Source organism: Thiomicrospira sp. S5, assembly GCF_003991075.1.
GTDB lineage: Bacteria > Pseudomonadota > Gammaproteobacteria > Thiomicrospirales > Thiomicrospiraceae > Hydrogenovibrio > Hydrogenovibrio thermophilus.
In genome coordinates this window covers 1,097,147-1,113,180 of record NZ_CP014470.1, presented here as the reverse complement: position 1 = coordinate 1,113,180, position 16,034 = coordinate 1,097,147, and the positions used below count along the sequence as shown (strand labels likewise).

The window sequence follows — 16,034 nt, the reverse complement described above, 5'->3', positions numbered from 1 at the left end:
ACAGATCTAACCAAGCCAGCTTTTACTGCAAATCCTGGTCGGTGCGGACACGCAAAAAGACCGGGAACCGTGGGTTCCCTTTCTGAGTCAGACCATAATACTTAAACGTCACCCATGCATTGAGCGTTGGCGGACTTTCACGATCCGCAACACTTAGGCCAGACCCCAGTTTAATCCGCTGTCCTTGCCAATCACACACCAAAGATCCGACCAAACCGTCAAAACGGCCTTTGCCTGGCGTATAGCCAATCACTTGACACTCATCATCCCAATAGGTTTTCACTTTCAAGGCCGTTTGCGTGCGGCCAGTCACATAGGGTTGTGAAGCCTGTCGTAAAATTAGCCCTTCGGCGCCCTTTTCAACCAGTCGGTCAAGCGTTTCTTGAACCTGAGCCGTCGTTTCAACCGGTATTTGCGGAATCAACTTCACCTGTGGTAAAGACTGTTTTTTCAAATAGGTTTCCAACACCGCAAGCCGCTCCAACAATCCTCCAGATTGGTTCGGCACGTCAAATACCCGGTAAGAGATTTGGTGCCACCGGTTATCCGGTTCCTGCTGGCGCACAATGGAAACGATGTTTTCAAAGTCTTGGCGTCTGGTCCAAAGCTCACCGTCCAACTCAAACTTCGGAAAGCCTTTCAAAAACCAAGCTGGAGCATGAATAATCTGGCCACCGCGTGATAACAACTGCTGACCATCCCAGTAAGCTCGAACGCCATCCAGCTTTTCACTCATCAACCAACCTCGAACGTCGACTTTACCCGGTTCATACACCTTTGGTAAAAAAAGGTCAGGACTGTCTTCTGAGTTGGCCGTTGGGAAAGCCACCAAGCCGCCGCACAAACAAAAAAGGAGGCCAAGCCTCCTAACTATTAGATTCATTTGCTGTCTCGATTATTTCTTATTCGACAACAAAATATCGTCCTTGTTCTTCTCAAGCGTTTTGGCACCAATGCCTTTAACATTCGCCAACTCATCTACGGACTTAAATCCGCCGTGCGCTTTACGGTACTCAACAATCGCCTGCGCTTTTACTTCACCCACACCACTCAAAGCATCGGCAATTTCACTCGCCGAAGCGCTGTTGACATTAACCGGTGCCGCCATAACGTAGGAAGCGAAAAACAAACTGAAAACAAGTGCAACTAATCTAATCATCGTTATCATCCTTTAACGTTTAATATTAAAAATTACGCACTAAAGCGTAACAAAGATCATAACGCAAAAATACTTAAAACACAAAACCCCGCATCGCGGGGTTTTTAATGTAATTTTTGGGTCAAGTAAACCCGCGAACGAAAACTAACTCGCCGCCATTTGCGCTCGGCGTTTTTTTACCGCACGACGAATCAGCGCAATGAACACACCCAACATTAATCCCAGCACGCTGGCCACGGCTAGAATCAATGCTTTTTTTGGCTTAACTGGATTATCCGAAACATTAATCCTACCAATGACTTTAGTAGACAAAACTTCAACATAACCTAAAGCTTTCAATTTTGAAAATAACTGTTGATACCGTTTTTCGATAACGCCAATAGTGTCTTGAACATTTTGCTTAATTTGCTGCTTATCCGGGCCTGTCGCTGAAATCACAACATACCCATTATCCTGCCGGTTTTTGTTGCCGGAGGACATACCGGCATTAACCACCCCAGATAATAACTCAACGGTTTTTTCAGCTCTTTCTACGGACATGTAAGGTGACGGTATATTAGAAGAATCTTCCACCGGAAGTGCTATCTGCTGTACTTGCAGCTTGGCAGATGCTTGGTACTGAGGTTTGGTAAACAACAAATACACAACCGCTAAAACAAAAACTACAACAAACGATACAAAAACTGTTTTCTTTTCTTCCATCAACCCATTCCAAAGCTCAAATAAATCGATTTCATCATCGGCTGAATAGTGCACTTCATTTACGGACGGCACAGGCTGTTTTTCCATTGGAAACCCTCATGTTTTATAATTTAAATAGAAAGTTATTTTTGCATGAAAGAAAGTATATCAACTTTCGCCGGATCTGAGTATTTCACTCAATAATTCACATACCGCCTTTACACTTTTTAAACCTACTTAAAAAAATTAAACGTTAAAATAATGAATATATATACTTACTAGGTTTAAAAAGATTGAGAATTTTAATAACCCCAATTTTCAAGCCATTCCACGCTATAATTGGCAAATACTAATAAAAGCTTACGAGCACTAAAAACTCCCAATCAGGAATTAACTACAAATGCTGAGAGCCATTAGACCCGACCATTCCGGCTTTGTTTGGTTACACCGTGTGACCGATATTTTACTCCCAACCAGCTTATTGCTTGCCCTTACTGTTCTTTTAAACATTCCTTGGCAGGAACGCTATTTAACCATGGGTTTATTAGGCGGCTTCGTTTTTGTCATCGCCAGCCAAATGGTCGGCGTTTATCGCAGCTGGCGAGGTCGGTCCCTGTTTGCCAGCGCCAAACTCATTTTAAACGCCTGGTTACTCACTTGGGCCACACTGATCGTTATTGCTTTTTTGTATAAAGACAGCGAAAACTTCTCACGCCTGGCCGTCACTCTTTGGGCCATTATCACGCCGGTCGTTTTAATCGGCTACCGCGTCACCTTGCGAACTGTCTTGGCCAAATATCGTATGCACGGCAATAACACCAAAACCATTGCCATTATCGGTGCGGGTAAAGTTGGCCAACATATTGCCAACATCATTCAAACAAATCCCTGGCTTGGCTATCGTGTCTGTGCTTTTTATGACGACAACACAGAACTTCACGACACTCAGATAAACGACATTCCAGTTAAGGGATGCACCAACAAAATTGGCGATATCGTTAACCAAAACCAATACAGCGAAATTTACATTTGCCTGCCTTTAAGAGCTGAACATAAGATAAAACAAATCCTTAACGAACTCACCGACACCACCAGCGTGGTGAAATTCGTGCCAGACTTATTCACTTTCGATCTCATGCACGCCAAAACCAGTGAACTGAAAGGCATCCCCGTTTTCAGCGTGTACGACACACCTCTCAGCTCAACCAGCAATCAAATCATTAAAAGACTAGAGGACGTTGTCTTCTCGTCCATCATATTAGTACTCATCAGCCCAATACTGCTGTGGATTGCCTTCATGGTCAAAAAAAGTTCTCCCGGCCCGGTTTTATTCAAACAAAAGCGCTATGGACTTAATGGAAAAGAAATTAAGGTTTACAAGTTTCGCTCTATGACTACTCAAGACAACGGCACCGTTATAAAACAAGCCACACAAAACGACCCTCGAGTAACAGCTTTTGGCGCCTTTATTCGTCGAACAAGCTTGGACGAGCTCCCCCAGTTTATTAATGTATTACAGGGTAAAATGAGTATTGTTGGCCCAAGACCACATGCAGTTGCGCATAATGAAGAGTACCGAAAGCTTGTACCCAAGTATATGCAACGCCATTTAGTGAAACCTGGAATTACTGGTTGGGCACAAATAAATGGCTGGCGCGGAGAAACAGATACATTAGAAAAAATGGAAAAACGAGTACAATTTGATTTACACTACATCAATAATTGGTCACTTTGGCTTGACATCAGAATAATTATTTTGACTTTGTTTAAAGGCTTTGTAAACAAGAACGCCTATTAAACAATAGGCGCTCAGAGCATCAGATTAGCAGTTCTTCTATTTCTTTTACCTTTTTCCAAACAAGTTCTGCGTTTCCTTTACTTTCGACATTCAGTCGCAATAAGGGTTCTGTATTAGAGGCGCGAATATTCATTCGCCAATTACCGAAATCTAGGCTAATGCCATCCGTTCTATCCACCAGGGGATTGAGGGGAGCAAAATGTTTTATTACTTTTTCCAAAACTACTGGCACATCTTGAACCTTATAATTAATCTCACCACTACACGGATAGGCTTTCATACGCTCACTGACCAACCCTGATAAAGGTTTTCCTGTGCTAGACATTAACTGTGCAACCAACAGCCACGGAATCATACCGGAATCACAATAAGCGAAATCTTTAAAGTAATGGTGAGCAGACATTTCACCACCGTAAATGGCATCTTCCAAACGCATACGCTCTTTAATAAACGCATGTCCCGTTTTAGATTGCACCGGAACCCCGCCTGCCTTGCGAACTTGATCTATAGTATTCCATGTTAAACGCGGATCATGAATGATTTTAGCCCCCGGCTCTTTGGCTAACAGCGTTTCAGCCAATAAGCCAACCAAGTAATAGCCTTCGATAAACTCGCCTTTTTCGTCAAACAAGAAACAGCGATCGAAATCGCCATCCCAGGCAATACCTAAATCAGCTCCATACTCAATCACGGCTCGAGATGTCATTGAACGCATCTCCGGCAATAATGGATTGGGAACCCCGTTAGGAAAATTGCCATCGGGCGTTTCGTTAACAAACACACATTCAAACGGTAACTTCTCAGCAATTTGTTTAATCACTGCCCCGGCAGAACCATTCCCTACATCCATCACCAATTTAAGCGGTTTTAAAACAGACAAGTCTACATAAGACATCAAGTGCTGAATATAGGCAGACTTGTCCGGTTGAAAATCTACCAGACCTGGTGATTTTTTGGTATCGAAATCATCATTCAAAATCCGCTGTTCAATGGCTTTTAAACCAGAATCACCAGAAATTGGTTTAGCATCTGTCGCCACCAATTTCATACCGTTATAACCTTTTGGATTATGACTGGCAGTAATCATAATCCCACCATCCAATTTTCGGTGAAACGTAGCGAAATACACCTCTTCGGTGCCACATAAACCAATATCCAAAACATTCGCGCCTGCTTCTGTCAGACCTTTTTTTAAAGCTGCTGCCAGGCCTTCGCTCTCCAGCCGGATGTCATAGCCTACGACCACAGATGCCGCATTTAACTCCTCCACAAATGCCCGGCCAATTTTGTAAGCCAGTTTTTCATTCAGCTCATCCGGCACCTTACCACGAAGGTCATAAGCCTTAAAACACGATAATTTATTCATACTCTTTTCCATAAAAATGCCAGCAAGTGCTGGCATTCAAAATAATTACATCAAAATTTCACTGCTAACATTAACGCCCGTAAATATCATCAATACGAACAATATCATCTTCGCCGGTATACTCACCAACTTGAACTTCCACCATCACCAGATCTATCTTTCCGCAATTTTCCAAACGGTGCACCTGGCCCATTTGAATGTAAGTCGATTCATTCGGACGCACCAAGAACGTATCATCATCCACGGTCACCGTGGCCGTGCCAGACACAACAACCCAGTGTTCATTACGATGAAAATGTTTCTGCAAAGACAAACGCTGACCAGGCTTTACAACTATGCGTTTTACCTTATACTGATCAGAATCGACCAATACTTCATAGGTGCCCCAAGGGCGATGTGCCAAACGGTGCACCTCGGCCAACTCCGGTTGTGATTTTTTGATTTCCGTCACAACCTGTTTCACTTTTTGAGAGCTACCTTTTTTAGAAATCAAAATCGCGTCTGACGTATCTACCACTAATAAATCGTCCACATCCACCAATGCAATTTGACGATTACGCGATACAATCAAATTGTTTTTTGAATTCACACAAACCGGTTCGGGCATATCTGCTAAACGTTTCAAAACGGCATTGTCCAGTTCAGCCGTTTTCAGCTCGTCATAAAGTGCATCATACGATCCCAAGTCGGACCACCCCATATCACACGGCACGACCTTTACCTTATCGGACTTTTCCATAACCGCATAGTCAATAGAGTCTTCAGGAATAGCCTGCATCGCTTCATGGTCAATTCGGATTTCCGAACAATCCTGCTGTTTTGGCAAAGCTACACGACAGGCTTCCAACATCTCCGATGAATATTTTTCAAGCTCTTTGAGTAGAACGCCCGCCTTAAAGCAAAACATACCGGAGTTCCAATAGTAATTACCTTGCTCTATGTAAGATTGGGCCGTCTCAACATCCGGTTTTTCTTTAAAGGAAAGTACATCATGACCGGATGCTTCAATATAACCAAACCCAGTTTCCGCATAAGTTGGCTGAATGCCAAAAGTGACCAGATTGCCTGCTTCTGCCAACTCTTTCGCTTGAAAAACCGCCTTTTCATAAGCCGCTTGATCTTTCACCAAATGATCTGATGTTGTTACCAAAACAACATCATCCTCATCCAGCAACATACATGCTAAAGCTATCGCAGGAGCTGTATTTCGACCAACAGACTCCAGAAGAAATTGCGCCGCATGCTCACTAACTTGTTGATATTGATCAACTGCAAGAAAGTACTGGTCAACATTCGAGACAATTAAACTGTGGGAACAGACTGTAACGTTGCGTTTTACGGTCTGCTGAAACAAGGATTCGTTATCGAATAAACGGACAAATTGCTTAGGCAGCATTGTGCGACTCAAAGGCCATAAACGTGTACCAGACCCGCCTGATAAAAGAATATTAATCATTACTGAGCTCCATACATCCAGCGTAAAGTATCTTCGATACCATATTTAAAATCAGGCTGAATCAAATCATTTAATTGCGTCACATCGCCAGACAAATCCTTTATTTCATTTGCACGCACAAAAGCAGGATTTACCTTTACTTGCATTTTATAACCGGCAATCTGATTCATTAACGTAATAATGCGCATCAAACTAATCGTTCTACCAGAGCAAACATTTACGGTAATGCCGGAATTTTCACCCAACAACAAATCATGGTAAATGCAGCATACATCACGAACATCATTAAACTCACGCGAAACATCCAAGTTTCCTAGCTCAATTTCAGTTCTTCCCTCTTGGTAAGCTTTAACAATCTTAGGAATCAAAAAATGCTCTGCATGACCAATACCGGTGTAATTAAATGGACGGGTAATAACCAATGGCAACTTATCCAGATAGTTCTGCAACATATGCTCCATAGCCAGCTTACTGCAGCCATAATGGCTCACGGGTTTAGGGCACAATGCTTCAGAAAGTACCGAACCAATAACATTGCCGTAAACTGTTGCACTACTGGCAATGACAACTTTTTGAACCGGCTTATCAAGCTGACACAACGCATCTAATAAGTTTAATGTACCGACCACATTGACTCGGTAAATCAAATCCGCATCCGCTTCTGCCGCAAAAGATATACCCGCCAAATGAACCACACAATCAGGCGAACATGATGCTACTTCCGAAAATACCGCACTTCGATCCGTCAAATCACTTTTTAAACCCACAACCTCAAAACCGGCCAGGGCTAAAAAAGCTGCTAAATGCTGACCAGTAAAGCCTTCGATACCGGTTATTAAAACTTTAGAAAGAGAAGCTGGCTTCATTTCGTCTCAAATCTTCTTTAACCATCATCGCACAAAGCTCTTCAAGAGAAGTCTTTGGCTCCCAGCCCAATTCTTTCTTCGCTTTTTCTGGGTTACCAATTAGCAAATCCACCTCGGCTGGTCGATAAAACTTCGGATTCACTTTAACCACCGCTTTCCCTGCCGCCTTATCAACCCCAACTTCGTTTTCAGCTTCGCCTTTAAACTCAAGCTCAATATCAACAGCTTTAAAGGCTAAACGCACAAAATCACGGACCGTTTCAGTACGATTGGTGGCCAACACATAAGTATCCGGTTTATCAGCCTGTAACATTAAATACATACCCTCAACATATTCTTTAGCAAAACCCCAATCACGTTTCGCATCCATGTTACCAAGCTCTAAACAATCCAACTTGCCTAATTTAATTTTTGCCACCGAGTCTGTAATTTTTCTGGTGACAAACTCACGTCCGCGTAACGGCGATTCGTGGTTAAACAAAATACCACTTGAGCCAAAAATGTCATAACTTTCACGGTAATTAATCGTCATCCAATGTGCATACAACTTGGCAACGCCATAAGGACTGCGTGGATAAAAAGGCGTGGATTCAACTTGAGGTATCGCTTGAACTTCACCAAACATTTCTGAAGTAGATGCCTGGTAAAACTTAATTTTAGGGTTAACGATTCTAATTGCCTCTAACAAATGAGCCGCCCCCAAACCTGTGATGTGAGCGGTAGCCAATGGCTGTTCAAATGACACACCTACAAAGCTTTGAGCTGCAAGGTTATAAATTTCATCCGGCTGTATATCAGATACCATACGAATCGAGTTGGATGCATCGGTTAAATCATATTCAACTAAGTGTAAATTTGGATGATTCTGAATTCCTAACTCCTCAATACGCCAAAAATTAACAGAGGCCGTCCTGCGAAAAGTGCCATAAACAGCATAACCTTTCTCTAACAACAACTCAGCTAGATAAGCGCCATCTTGACCAGTAATGCCAGTTACAATTGCCTTTTTCATAAGTTTTCTTTCCACTCTTTATATTCTTGTTCTACAAAATCTTTAAATTCTTGTCTAAAACGCTCGTCGCTGAAATGTCGAGCGTTTCCAACACAATGCTCAGGTTGAATTTTATGCCCCTCTGCCTCAAAATTCTCAACGGCTTGCGCCAATGCATCTAAAGATTGTTCTTTAAAAAACAATCCGGTTGGCTTATCAAAATCAAACCCCACAATCGTCTCTAAAGCACCACCTTTTCCAAATGCAATAACAGGCGTTCCACTTGCTTGTGCTTCTAAAGGCGCAATGCCAAAATCTTCCTCTGCAGCAAAAATAAACGCTTTGGCTTTGGCCAAATGATCTTTCAAAACATCAAACTTTTGATACCCAAGTAAAATGACATTATCACCCGCTAAGGCCCGTATCTTTTTAAAGTCAGGCCCATCACCAATCACCACCAATTTTTTATCAGGCAGTTTTTTCGAAAAGGTCTCAACGATCAAGTCGATCTTTTTATAAGGCACCATTCTGGAAGACGTAAAATAAAAATCTTCCTTCGTGACATCAGTAGCTACAAAATCATCAACATAAACGGGCGGATAAATAGTGACTGAATCACGACGATATATCTTGTTTATTCTTCGCCCAATAAAATCGGAAATAGCAATAAACTTATCCACACCATTAACAGTCCGTAAATCCCACAATCGGATTTTGTGCAACAACCACTTGGCCAGCCAGCCTTTTAATCCCTTACCTAATCCTGACTCACGTAAATATTGATGCTGCAAATCCCACGCATAGCGAATAGGCGAATAACACATACAAATATGCAATTGATCAGGACCTGTAATTACGCCTTTAGCTACAGCATGAGAAGAAGAAATAACCAAGTCATAGCTAGATAAATCAAATTGTTCGACTGCTAACGGCATCAGGGGTAAATAACTGCGATACTTAGTTTTTGCCTTCGGCCATTTTTGGATAAATGAAGTTTTAACGGGTTTATTTAAAATAAAATCCCGTTCCGTTTCTGACAAAAAATCAACCATACTAAATAAGTCGGCATCAGGAAAAACCTTAAGCATCTGCTCAAGCACCCTCTCAGCTCCAGCATAAGTAACTAACCAATCATGGACAAATGCTACCTTCATTGCAATCCTTCTATTATTTGTATGATTTGTTTAGCAGATTTTGTCCAGCTAAAACGTTTAATATTTTCAAAACCTTTTGCTCTCAATTCGCCACGAAGCGTTTCATCATTAACAACTAACTGTATTTTTTTTGCCATATCTGACACATCAAACGGGTCACAATAGACCACACTATCCGCACAAGCCTCTGGCAAACTAGCCGCACTTGAAACAACACAAGGACACCCACAAGCCTGAGCTTCTAACGGCGGGATCCCAAAACCTTCATATAGAGAAGGATAAACAAAACACAGTGCATTAGAATAAAGCTGAACAAGTTCATCATCATTAACCCTCCCCATAAATTTGATGTTAGAGTTGCTTTCAATATTTTCAACTAATTTGTGATCGGCAAAGTTCTTATTAATCGCCCCTACCAAATAGAGTTTTATATTCTTATCTTTCAATAAATTAAAAGCCTGGATTAAAGCATGAAAATTCTTTTGGTAATTTAACGAAGATACAGCCAAAATATATTTCTCAGTCGTTTCTTTTTCTGAGAAACAAAATCTTCCAGAAACAGAACAATGCACAATGTCTATTTTATTCCTGTCAACACCATAAACAGCCGAAATTTCATCTTTAGAGAAAGCACTATCCGTTAGTAACTTCTTAGAAGACCTAGCAATCCGGGGTATTGCAAGCTGATAAGCATAACGAAACTTCCAAGAGAAAGTCCGTGGATAACGCTCAAACGCGATGTCATGCAAAGTTACGACGTTATTTTTGTAAAATAACGGAGCCGTATTGCACAGGTTAAGCAACAGCGGGTTTCTCAGCTTACTCAAGTAACGTGGCAACTCATACTGCTCCCACAAATGACCCGTTAAATTCCCAATAATTTCAACATCTAATTCATCAGCTAACTCTTTATGAATAAGGTTATTTGGCGCAAAAAAACGAACACCATATCCAAGTATTTTTAATTGACGGGATATCTCAATAGCATAACGTTGAACGCCCGATATATTTTGGCTTAAAAACCTAGCATTAACCACGATCATCATGCCTACCCTTTAAAATTCTGTCCTGAAAGCCCAGAAGCATAGCCATTAAATACCACAGGAATGGACTGCTAATATCTGGTACCGCCACTAACATACCTACAAATACAGTTAATAAAAATAAAAATGCAAACAAGACCATCTCATTCTTAATAAACCTTAATGATCTATAAAGAAGCAGTACTAATAAAGACAGAAAAATCAAACTTAAAAAGCCAAGATTACTCAACAAATAATAGAAAAAACTTGACGGACGGTTACTCCCTAGGCCAGCCCCTAAAAAATAGGTATTTGCCCAAACCTCAATCGCAAACTGATTTGAAAAAGATCTATGCAAATAAGAATCTGACCCCATTTTATCAAATATTACAAACTCCAAAATATGAGAAAAATGAGCATAATTTATAATAAATAAACTTATAAAAAAAACTAAAAAAATTAATGCATAAAACAGCTTCTTTCTCGGAATAATAGATTTAAACAAATAAACAATTAAATAAATTAGAAATGAAATCGTAAATGCAACATACCCTGAAGAAGATGTGGTTAAAACCAAGGTAGTAAAAGCTACTAATGCGACCAAAAAAATACAACAATATCGCCTTGAAGAAAATGAAAACATAAGGCCAATTAATGACAGAGATAACCCTGCTAAATACAAACCAGCGTTTGAAGGTTCCAGAAAAGGCCCAGAAAAACGCGGCATTCCAAATGAAGTTACCTGTTGGTATAAAATTGCATATGAAGGATTATTAAAGAAAAGCCTTTCTACAATATCAATTGCTTCTTCATTAAATCCATCAATAAAAAAGAATGCTTGAAAAGCAAACAAAGCTAAAATTAATAATAGGGTAGATGAAAACACACTAATTATAAAACGGGGATTTTTTATCTTTAGTGTAAAATTAAGAACATACAAAAAAGTAATAAAATTTAAAAAAATATAAATTGATTGCGCAAGATTACTTAACGAGAATAGTAAACTGCTTTGGTTACCGTAACCATATTGAGAATCTATCCCCATTTTAGGGTTAAATACAGGCGTACCTTCAAAAATTATTGGAAACGTCCATGCGGAACTAATTGATAAAAAAACAAACATACCTAATAAAAAAACAAATTGCCTTGTAAAACCTTTTTTTAGTACGAAAAAATCATTTAAGTAAGGTTTGCTTACGATACTCCTTAGTAAAATTAAAAAGAATATAAAAATTTGAATAAAAGCAAAAACGGGAACCCCTGTGTCACCATAATTGTAGACAGAAACACCTTGAAGCAAAGACGCATAAATTAATAAAGTGAATAAGAAACGTTCTTTAAACAGCCCTAAAAAGCTTAGAAAACTAAATACCACTCCTGGAAGAGTTATCATAATTTACTAACACAGACTAAATTAATAAAAAAATAATTAAGCTTTCTTTTAACGCACATCAATATCTTTCTCTAAAAACTTATGGTTATCTAGCGATGACAAAAATACAAAATACTTGACTAAGGACAAATAACGCTTCACTCCAATCAACTTTATTAACTGCCTTAAAGCAAAGTTCACCTTTCTTGCACTAGAGCTAATCTTTTTATCGTCCAATTTACTCGAAATACTATGAGACTCTTTTATATGATATTTTCTTAAAACCTGAATGAAGTCTTCTTCCAGTTTTAAGATTTCAAAGGAGAATCTAAATCAGATTTATTCCAAAAATAAACACGCCGTGCCAGCAGAGATATCTCTTTACCCGATGGATAAAAATTAAACTTATATGGTTTACTACTAAAAACTGGCGCTATACATGACTTCACCTCATTGGCATAATTTTGAAAATACTCTTTAAGATCAGGCCTACTACCCAAAGTAAATTTATTTTGATATTTACTTATAGAATCAATCTCATCTACTCTTATTCCACTAATGAAAAAATGTTAAAGGTGTATTTTTATTTACTCTAAATTGTTGATCAAGTGTTCTTCCATTTCGTTCAGAATCTAGCTGCTTCACCCAGCGTCTTAAAATATTTTCACTTACATCAAACGAGCGACTGGCCTCAGCAATTGAGTAACCTTCATCCAAAACTAATTGCGATGCTTCTTTCTTGAGTTCAACTGAAAATGTCCGCCTTTGCCTTGTCATTGAAACTCCTTCATGGTAGCAGTTTATTATTAAAGTACTTCAAATCGATATAACCGCAACAATGAAAAGGTACAAAAATTATTCATATCGTCTCAACATGAACTTAATAGTTTGTAAGGCTCGATCAAACTGCCTTCTTTTGATTCGATTAAACAACACAACCAAAAAACTTAACCGAACTATTAAAGCCATATTAGGAAAAAATTTCCTAGTAAACGCTATTCTATTTATTAACCCATAATAGTCTGAAAGCTCTGATCTTTGTATTCCATCTGAAGAAGAGCCAATTGACCCTCCTTCCTTATGAAAAATTTTTATACACCAGCAATATCCAATTTGCCAGCCCTTTTCTTTGCCACGACAAACCCAATCAAGCTCTTCAAAGTACAGAAAGTAATCTTCGCACATCATGCCTACGTCTTTAATAAATGCAATATCAACCAGCATACTAGCGCCAACGGGATAGCTTATTTTTTTTACAATGTCTTCGTTATCATATTGCCCGATATCTTCTTCAAATGCGCCGATATGCTTGGTAGTTGCTAACCATTTATTATAGATTCCACCAATAGCTTGTATTAACTTGGGTTGATGATAGTACATCAGTTTTGCGCCGATTATTCCTACTCTTTGACCATTCTCTTTGTACTGATTAGCTTTTTTAACATACTCTGACAACGCATTTGGCTCAACGACAGTATCGTTGTTCAAGTACCAAAGATATTCAGCATCACCTTTCTTTAGGGCATATTCCGTGCCTATATTGTTGCCAGCAGCAAACCCCCTGTTTTCGTCTGATTGAATAAAAATAATTGGATTATTTAAATGGACTTCTTGAGTAGCATTCCCACCAGCTAAAGCGGTTGGTTTATCGTATAAAACAAATTCAATCGGTTTTTTAATCGGCGGCGTAGAAAGATGCGCAAAATCAGGACTATTACCCGTCGCCAACTCCTCACCCTTCGCCCACGCTAATAGGTGTGACATAGAATCATTAGGCGAATTGTTATCAACCACAATTACTTGGAAGTTTGGATAATCGAGCTTTAAAGCCGACTCCAAACACTCCTGTGTATCTCGCCAACCATTGTAGTTTAGAATAATGAAATAAACCTTACTCATCATAACTTACGGCTCTTTTTATTTTGAAAGCTAGGTTTATAATGAAAGTAGGAATAAATAAGGGTATATATATTGCAAATATCTTTCTGCAATTAAATGAAATCCGTAAAATTTGGTGGTACTCCTTCATTATTTGAGTAGTATAAAAACCATACATTTTCAACAAAAGCAAATTTTTAAAACTGAAAACACTTGTCTTATTATTATGGTCTGAAATTGCCCTTAATTTCGAATCCAGCGAATAAATATGAGGCAATGACAAAATCAGTTGCGGCCAACTTTTTAGCCAAATGTCAAAGGTAATATTTTGCCATGAAACTTTTCTTATGCTGTCGAGCATAATTGGTTTAACCGTAGCATCTCCTAACCATAAAACATTAAATGTAACAAAATCCGCTAAATATCCAAATACAGCGCCTACATGAGTAAAGCGTGAATCAGAGTACAACTTAAAATCAATCGACTGCATAATGTTTTTCGACACTATCAAGCTACTTAATTGTGTCATATGCCACCCTAAGTCACTAAGCAGTTCATTATGCTCAGTATAAATCCTTGCTTCTTTATTATTAACTCTATAATTATCATCTACAACTACTACATCCAACTCGGAATTTAAACTTTCAACAACAAGTTCGAGAGACTTTTGATCAAAACAATTAGAGTCCCCTAGTATCCAAACATAATCAGACTCCGGTAACTTTAATGCGACTTCAATATTTTCATCTGGCCCAAGATTTTGAGCATTCTCATGGTAAAAAAGTAAGTCATATTCTTTTTGCCACTTAGCAACAACGCTTTTAGTTTCATCTGGGGAAGCGTTGTCAGATACATAAATAGCAATTCCATACTTTTTTACTAGTGGTATATGAAATTCAAGAGAACGATCTAGAAATTCAGCGCGATTATATGTAGGAATTGATATTGAAATTTTTTTATTTTGAAGCATAGGAAACTGTTCTTTTAAACCTAACAAAAATAATTAAAACAACTGGAAGAACCCAGAAATATGAACTCACAAACCCCATCAAAACATATTCAAAAGACAAATTTAGTGCAATTATCCATGTCACAACACCAATGAATACACCGTTAGCTAACGAAGCCCAAACCAGAGGTTCTTTTTTGTGTCCTCGCATATATATAGCTAACGCATTAATCAATACTTGTACTAGCCATGCAAAAGAAATCCAAAGTAAAGAGTTCATTGAAACTAAACGCTTTGACAAATCATAACTTGTATCTTCTGTCATCCACAACACACTAAATAAAGTAGTCACCCCTACTACATAAGTAAAAATAGACATAATCAAATGCCGGATATAGATCGCATTCAATTGCTTATAATCACTATGAGCAATATACATATTTATTTTGGGTGTAATAATCATCATCCAAACATTGGAGACAGAAAATATTGCTGAAAACACTGCCATAGAAAGCCCGACCTGACCTGCCTCAACTGCTCCATAATAATGAAAAGTAATTGGGCTAAGTATAGAAAAAATAAAATAACCGCTAACCCAACTAATGGCATACCTCCACATTAAAGGCATTATTTCAGAAAACCATGAATGGCTGACATCAGTTTTTATATTAAATAGCTGACGAATTAGGTTTCTATACTTAATTGCAATAATCAATTGACCAACTAAAGCACCAAAGATAAGCCCAACTGACAATGCATATAGTTTCTCTCCAATCAAGAGTAAGCTCACCGTTATGCATGCAATAATGACAGAAATAATGAATCGGATTTTTTGAACACTTCCTACTCTATCGCAACCCTCAATAAAAGATAACACTATACTATTGAGAAAGACGACCACTGATGCCGCCCCATACAGTATCCAAGCAACCTTCCAATTAACATTATCTTCTTTCCCCTCCAAGATCACATAACCCGCAATCAATACAAAAGGGAACACAAAAACTGCCATCGCTGTGGACCACTTTATTGAAAAACGCCAAAGTGAGGCGATACGTTGAAGGTAATAAGCATTACCTTCAAGGCTTCCATCTGAATTAAACTTGAGATGTGCATATTCATGCGCTGAAAACTGCAGAAGTATGGTTGAAAAGCCCATATCTGCGAATACTGCAAGAGCCGCAAGGCTAATAAATGTAAACCAATAGCCTTGCTCTTCGGGAGATAGGTAAATAGGAACCAAAACCAGTAATACAGGACCTGATATAAGCCTCCATAATTGATTCAGTGCCGTATGCCTAAAATCATAACTTAAAAGAGTTTTAAGCATTATGTCAAAAAA

General features: G+C 38.9%; 14 protein-coding genes and 1 pseudogene. 1 reads left to right on the top strand and 14 read right to left on the bottom strand.

Translation table 11 applies throughout. The features are described 5' to 3' along the window. Positions 1-22: 22 nt before the first annotated feature. From AYJ59_RS05050 to AYJ59_RS05040, 3 genes are all read right to left on the bottom strand, one after another. Positions 23-883 (bottom strand): DNA ligase, encoded by an 861-nt coding sequence (locus tag AYJ59_RS05050; protein WP_127119435.1) that lies wholly within the window; start codon positions 881-883, stop codon positions 23-25. A 12-nt stretch (positions 884-895) separates the two neighbouring features. Next, positions 896-1,159, bottom strand: a complete 264-nt coding sequence (locus AYJ59_RS05045) for a ComEA family DNA-binding protein (protein ID WP_127119434.1) — start codon at positions 1,157-1,159, stop codon at positions 896-898. 144 nt (positions 1,160-1,303) lie between these two features. Then, positions 1,304-1,948 carry a Wzz/FepE/Etk N-terminal domain-containing protein gene (locus AYJ59_RS05040; protein WP_127119433.1) on the bottom strand — a complete coding sequence of 215 codons (645 nt, stop codon included), beginning with the start codon at positions 1,946-1,948 and terminating at the stop codon, positions 1,304-1,306. A 292-nt stretch (positions 1,949-2,240) separates the two neighbouring features. Between AYJ59_RS05040 and AYJ59_RS05035 the strand changes: the two genes are divergently transcribed. After that, positions 2,241-3,638: an undecaprenyl-phosphate glucose phosphotransferase gene (locus tag AYJ59_RS05035; protein WP_127119432.1), complete on the top strand. Its 1,398-nt coding sequence runs from the start codon at positions 2,241-2,243 to the stop codon at positions 3,636-3,638. A gap of 19 nt (positions 3,639-3,657) precedes the next feature. Here AYJ59_RS05035 and AYJ59_RS05030 read toward each other — a convergent pair whose 3' ends face one another. From AYJ59_RS05030 to AYJ59_RS04980, 11 genes and pseudogenes are all read right to left on the bottom strand, one after another. Next, a complete protein-coding gene (locus AYJ59_RS05030; protein ID WP_127119431.1) occupies positions 3,658-5,004 on the bottom strand; it encodes a phosphomannomutase in 1,347 nt (448 codons plus the stop codon). A 70-nt stretch (positions 5,005-5,074) separates the two neighbouring features. Further along, the gene (locus AYJ59_RS05025; protein WP_127119430.1) at positions 5,075-6,460 is read right to left on the bottom strand and encodes a mannose-1-phosphate guanylyltransferase/mannose-6-phosphate isomerase; all 1,386 of its coding nucleotides are present in this window, start codon (positions 6,458-6,460) and stop codon (positions 5,075-5,077) included. Further along, a complete protein-coding gene (locus AYJ59_RS05020) occupies positions 6,460-7,326 on the bottom strand; it encodes a GDP-mannose 4,6-dehydratase (RefSeq protein WP_127119429.1) in 867 nt (288 codons plus the stop codon). Before AYJ59_RS05020 ends, AYJ59_RS05025 begins: the two co-directional genes overlap by 1 nt. Continuing rightward, on the bottom strand, positions 7,304-8,338 hold the full coding sequence (gene gmd / locus AYJ59_RS05015; RefSeq protein ID WP_127119428.1) for a GDP-mannose 4,6-dehydratase: 1,035 nt from the start codon (positions 8,336-8,338) through the stop codon (positions 7,304-7,306). The genes AYJ59_RS05020 and gmd overlap by 23 nt, the downstream gene beginning before the upstream one ends. Further along, entirely contained in the window at positions 8,335-9,471 is a 1,137-nt protein-coding gene (locus AYJ59_RS05010; protein WP_127119427.1) for a glycosyltransferase family 4 protein, read from the bottom strand. Before AYJ59_RS05010 ends, gmd begins: the two co-directional genes overlap by 4 nt. Then, complete coding sequence (locus AYJ59_RS05005; RefSeq protein WP_206197904.1) at positions 9,468-10,517, bottom strand: glycosyltransferase family 4 protein; 1,050 nt, start codon at positions 10,515-10,517, stop codon at positions 9,468-9,470. Before AYJ59_RS05005 ends, AYJ59_RS05010 begins: the two co-directional genes overlap by 4 nt. Next, complete coding sequence (locus AYJ59_RS05000; RefSeq protein WP_127119426.1) at positions 10,501-11,886, bottom strand: O-antigen ligase family protein; 1,386 nt, start codon at positions 11,884-11,886, stop codon at positions 10,501-10,503. The genes AYJ59_RS05005 and AYJ59_RS05000 overlap by 17 nt, the downstream gene beginning before the upstream one ends. A gap of 588 nt (positions 11,887-12,474) precedes the next feature. Further along, a pseudogene (locus AYJ59_RS04995) lies at positions 12,475-12,642 on the bottom strand (transposase); the annotation flags it as partial. A gap of 78 nt (positions 12,643-12,720) precedes the next feature. Then, positions 12,721-13,767 (bottom strand): glycosyltransferase family 2 protein, encoded by a 1,047-nt coding sequence (locus tag AYJ59_RS04990; protein WP_127119424.1) that lies wholly within the window; start codon positions 13,765-13,767, stop codon positions 12,721-12,723. Then, positions 13,757-14,713, bottom strand: a complete 957-nt coding sequence (locus AYJ59_RS04985; protein WP_127119423.1) for a glycosyltransferase family 2 protein — start codon at positions 14,711-14,713, stop codon at positions 13,757-13,759. Before AYJ59_RS04985 ends, AYJ59_RS04990 begins: the two co-directional genes overlap by 11 nt. After that, positions 14,700-16,022 (bottom strand): hypothetical protein, encoded by a 1,323-nt coding sequence (locus tag AYJ59_RS04980; protein ID WP_206197903.1) that lies wholly within the window; start codon positions 16,020-16,022, stop codon positions 14,700-14,702. Before AYJ59_RS04980 ends, AYJ59_RS04985 begins: the two co-directional genes overlap by 14 nt. Positions 16,023-16,034 lie beyond the last annotated feature (12 nt).

Bases quoted from the DNA above. Each gene is read 5' to 3' on its own strand.
- AYJ59_RS05050 (WP_127119435.1), bottom strand. From the start codon at position 883: ATGAATCTAATAGTTAGGAGGCTTGGCCTCCTTTTTTGTTTGTGCGGC.
- AYJ59_RS05045 (WP_127119434.1), bottom strand. From the start codon at position 1,159: ATGATTAGATTAGTTGCACTTGTTTTCAGTTTGTTTTTCGCTTCCTAC.
- AYJ59_RS05040 (WP_127119433.1), bottom strand. From the start codon at position 1,948: ATGGAAAAACAGCCTGTGCCGTCCGTAAATGAAGTGCACTATTCAGCC.
- AYJ59_RS05035 (WP_127119432.1), top strand. From the start codon at position 2,241: ATGCTGAGAGCCATTAGACCCGACCATTCCGGCTTTGTTTGGTTACAC.
- AYJ59_RS05030 (WP_127119431.1), bottom strand. From the start codon at position 5,004: ATGAATAAATTATCGTGTTTTAAGGCTTATGACCTTCGTGGTAAGGTG.
- AYJ59_RS05025 (WP_127119430.1), bottom strand. From the start codon at position 6,460: ATGATTAATATTCTTTTATCAGGCGGGTCTGGTACACGTTTATGGCCT.
- AYJ59_RS05020 (WP_127119429.1), bottom strand. From the start codon at position 7,326: ATGAAGCCAGCTTCTCTTTCTAAAGTTTTAATAACCGGTATCGAAGGC.
- gmd (WP_127119428.1), bottom strand. From the start codon at position 8,338: ATGAAAAAGGCAATTGTAACTGGCATTACTGGTCAAGATGGCGCTTAT.
- AYJ59_RS05010 (WP_127119427.1), bottom strand. From the start codon at position 9,471: ATGAAGGTAGCATTTGTCCATGATTGGTTAGTTACTTATGCTGGAGCT.
- AYJ59_RS05005 (WP_206197904.1), bottom strand. From the start codon at position 10,517: ATGATGATCGTGGTTAATGCTAGGTTTTTAAGCCAAAATATATCGGGC.
- AYJ59_RS05000 (WP_127119426.1), bottom strand. From the start codon at position 11,886: ATGATAACTCTTCCAGGAGTGGTATTTAGTTTTCTAAGCTTTTTAGGG.
- AYJ59_RS04990 (WP_127119424.1), bottom strand. From the start codon at position 13,767: ATGATGAGTAAGGTTTATTTCATTATTCTAAACTACAATGGTTGGCGA.
- AYJ59_RS04985 (WP_127119423.1), bottom strand. From the start codon at position 14,713: ATGCTTCAAAATAAAAAAATTTCAATATCAATTCCTACATATAATCGC.
- AYJ59_RS04980 (WP_206197903.1), bottom strand. From the start codon at position 16,022: ATGCTTAAAACTCTTTTAAGTTATGATTTTAGGCATACGGCACTGAAT.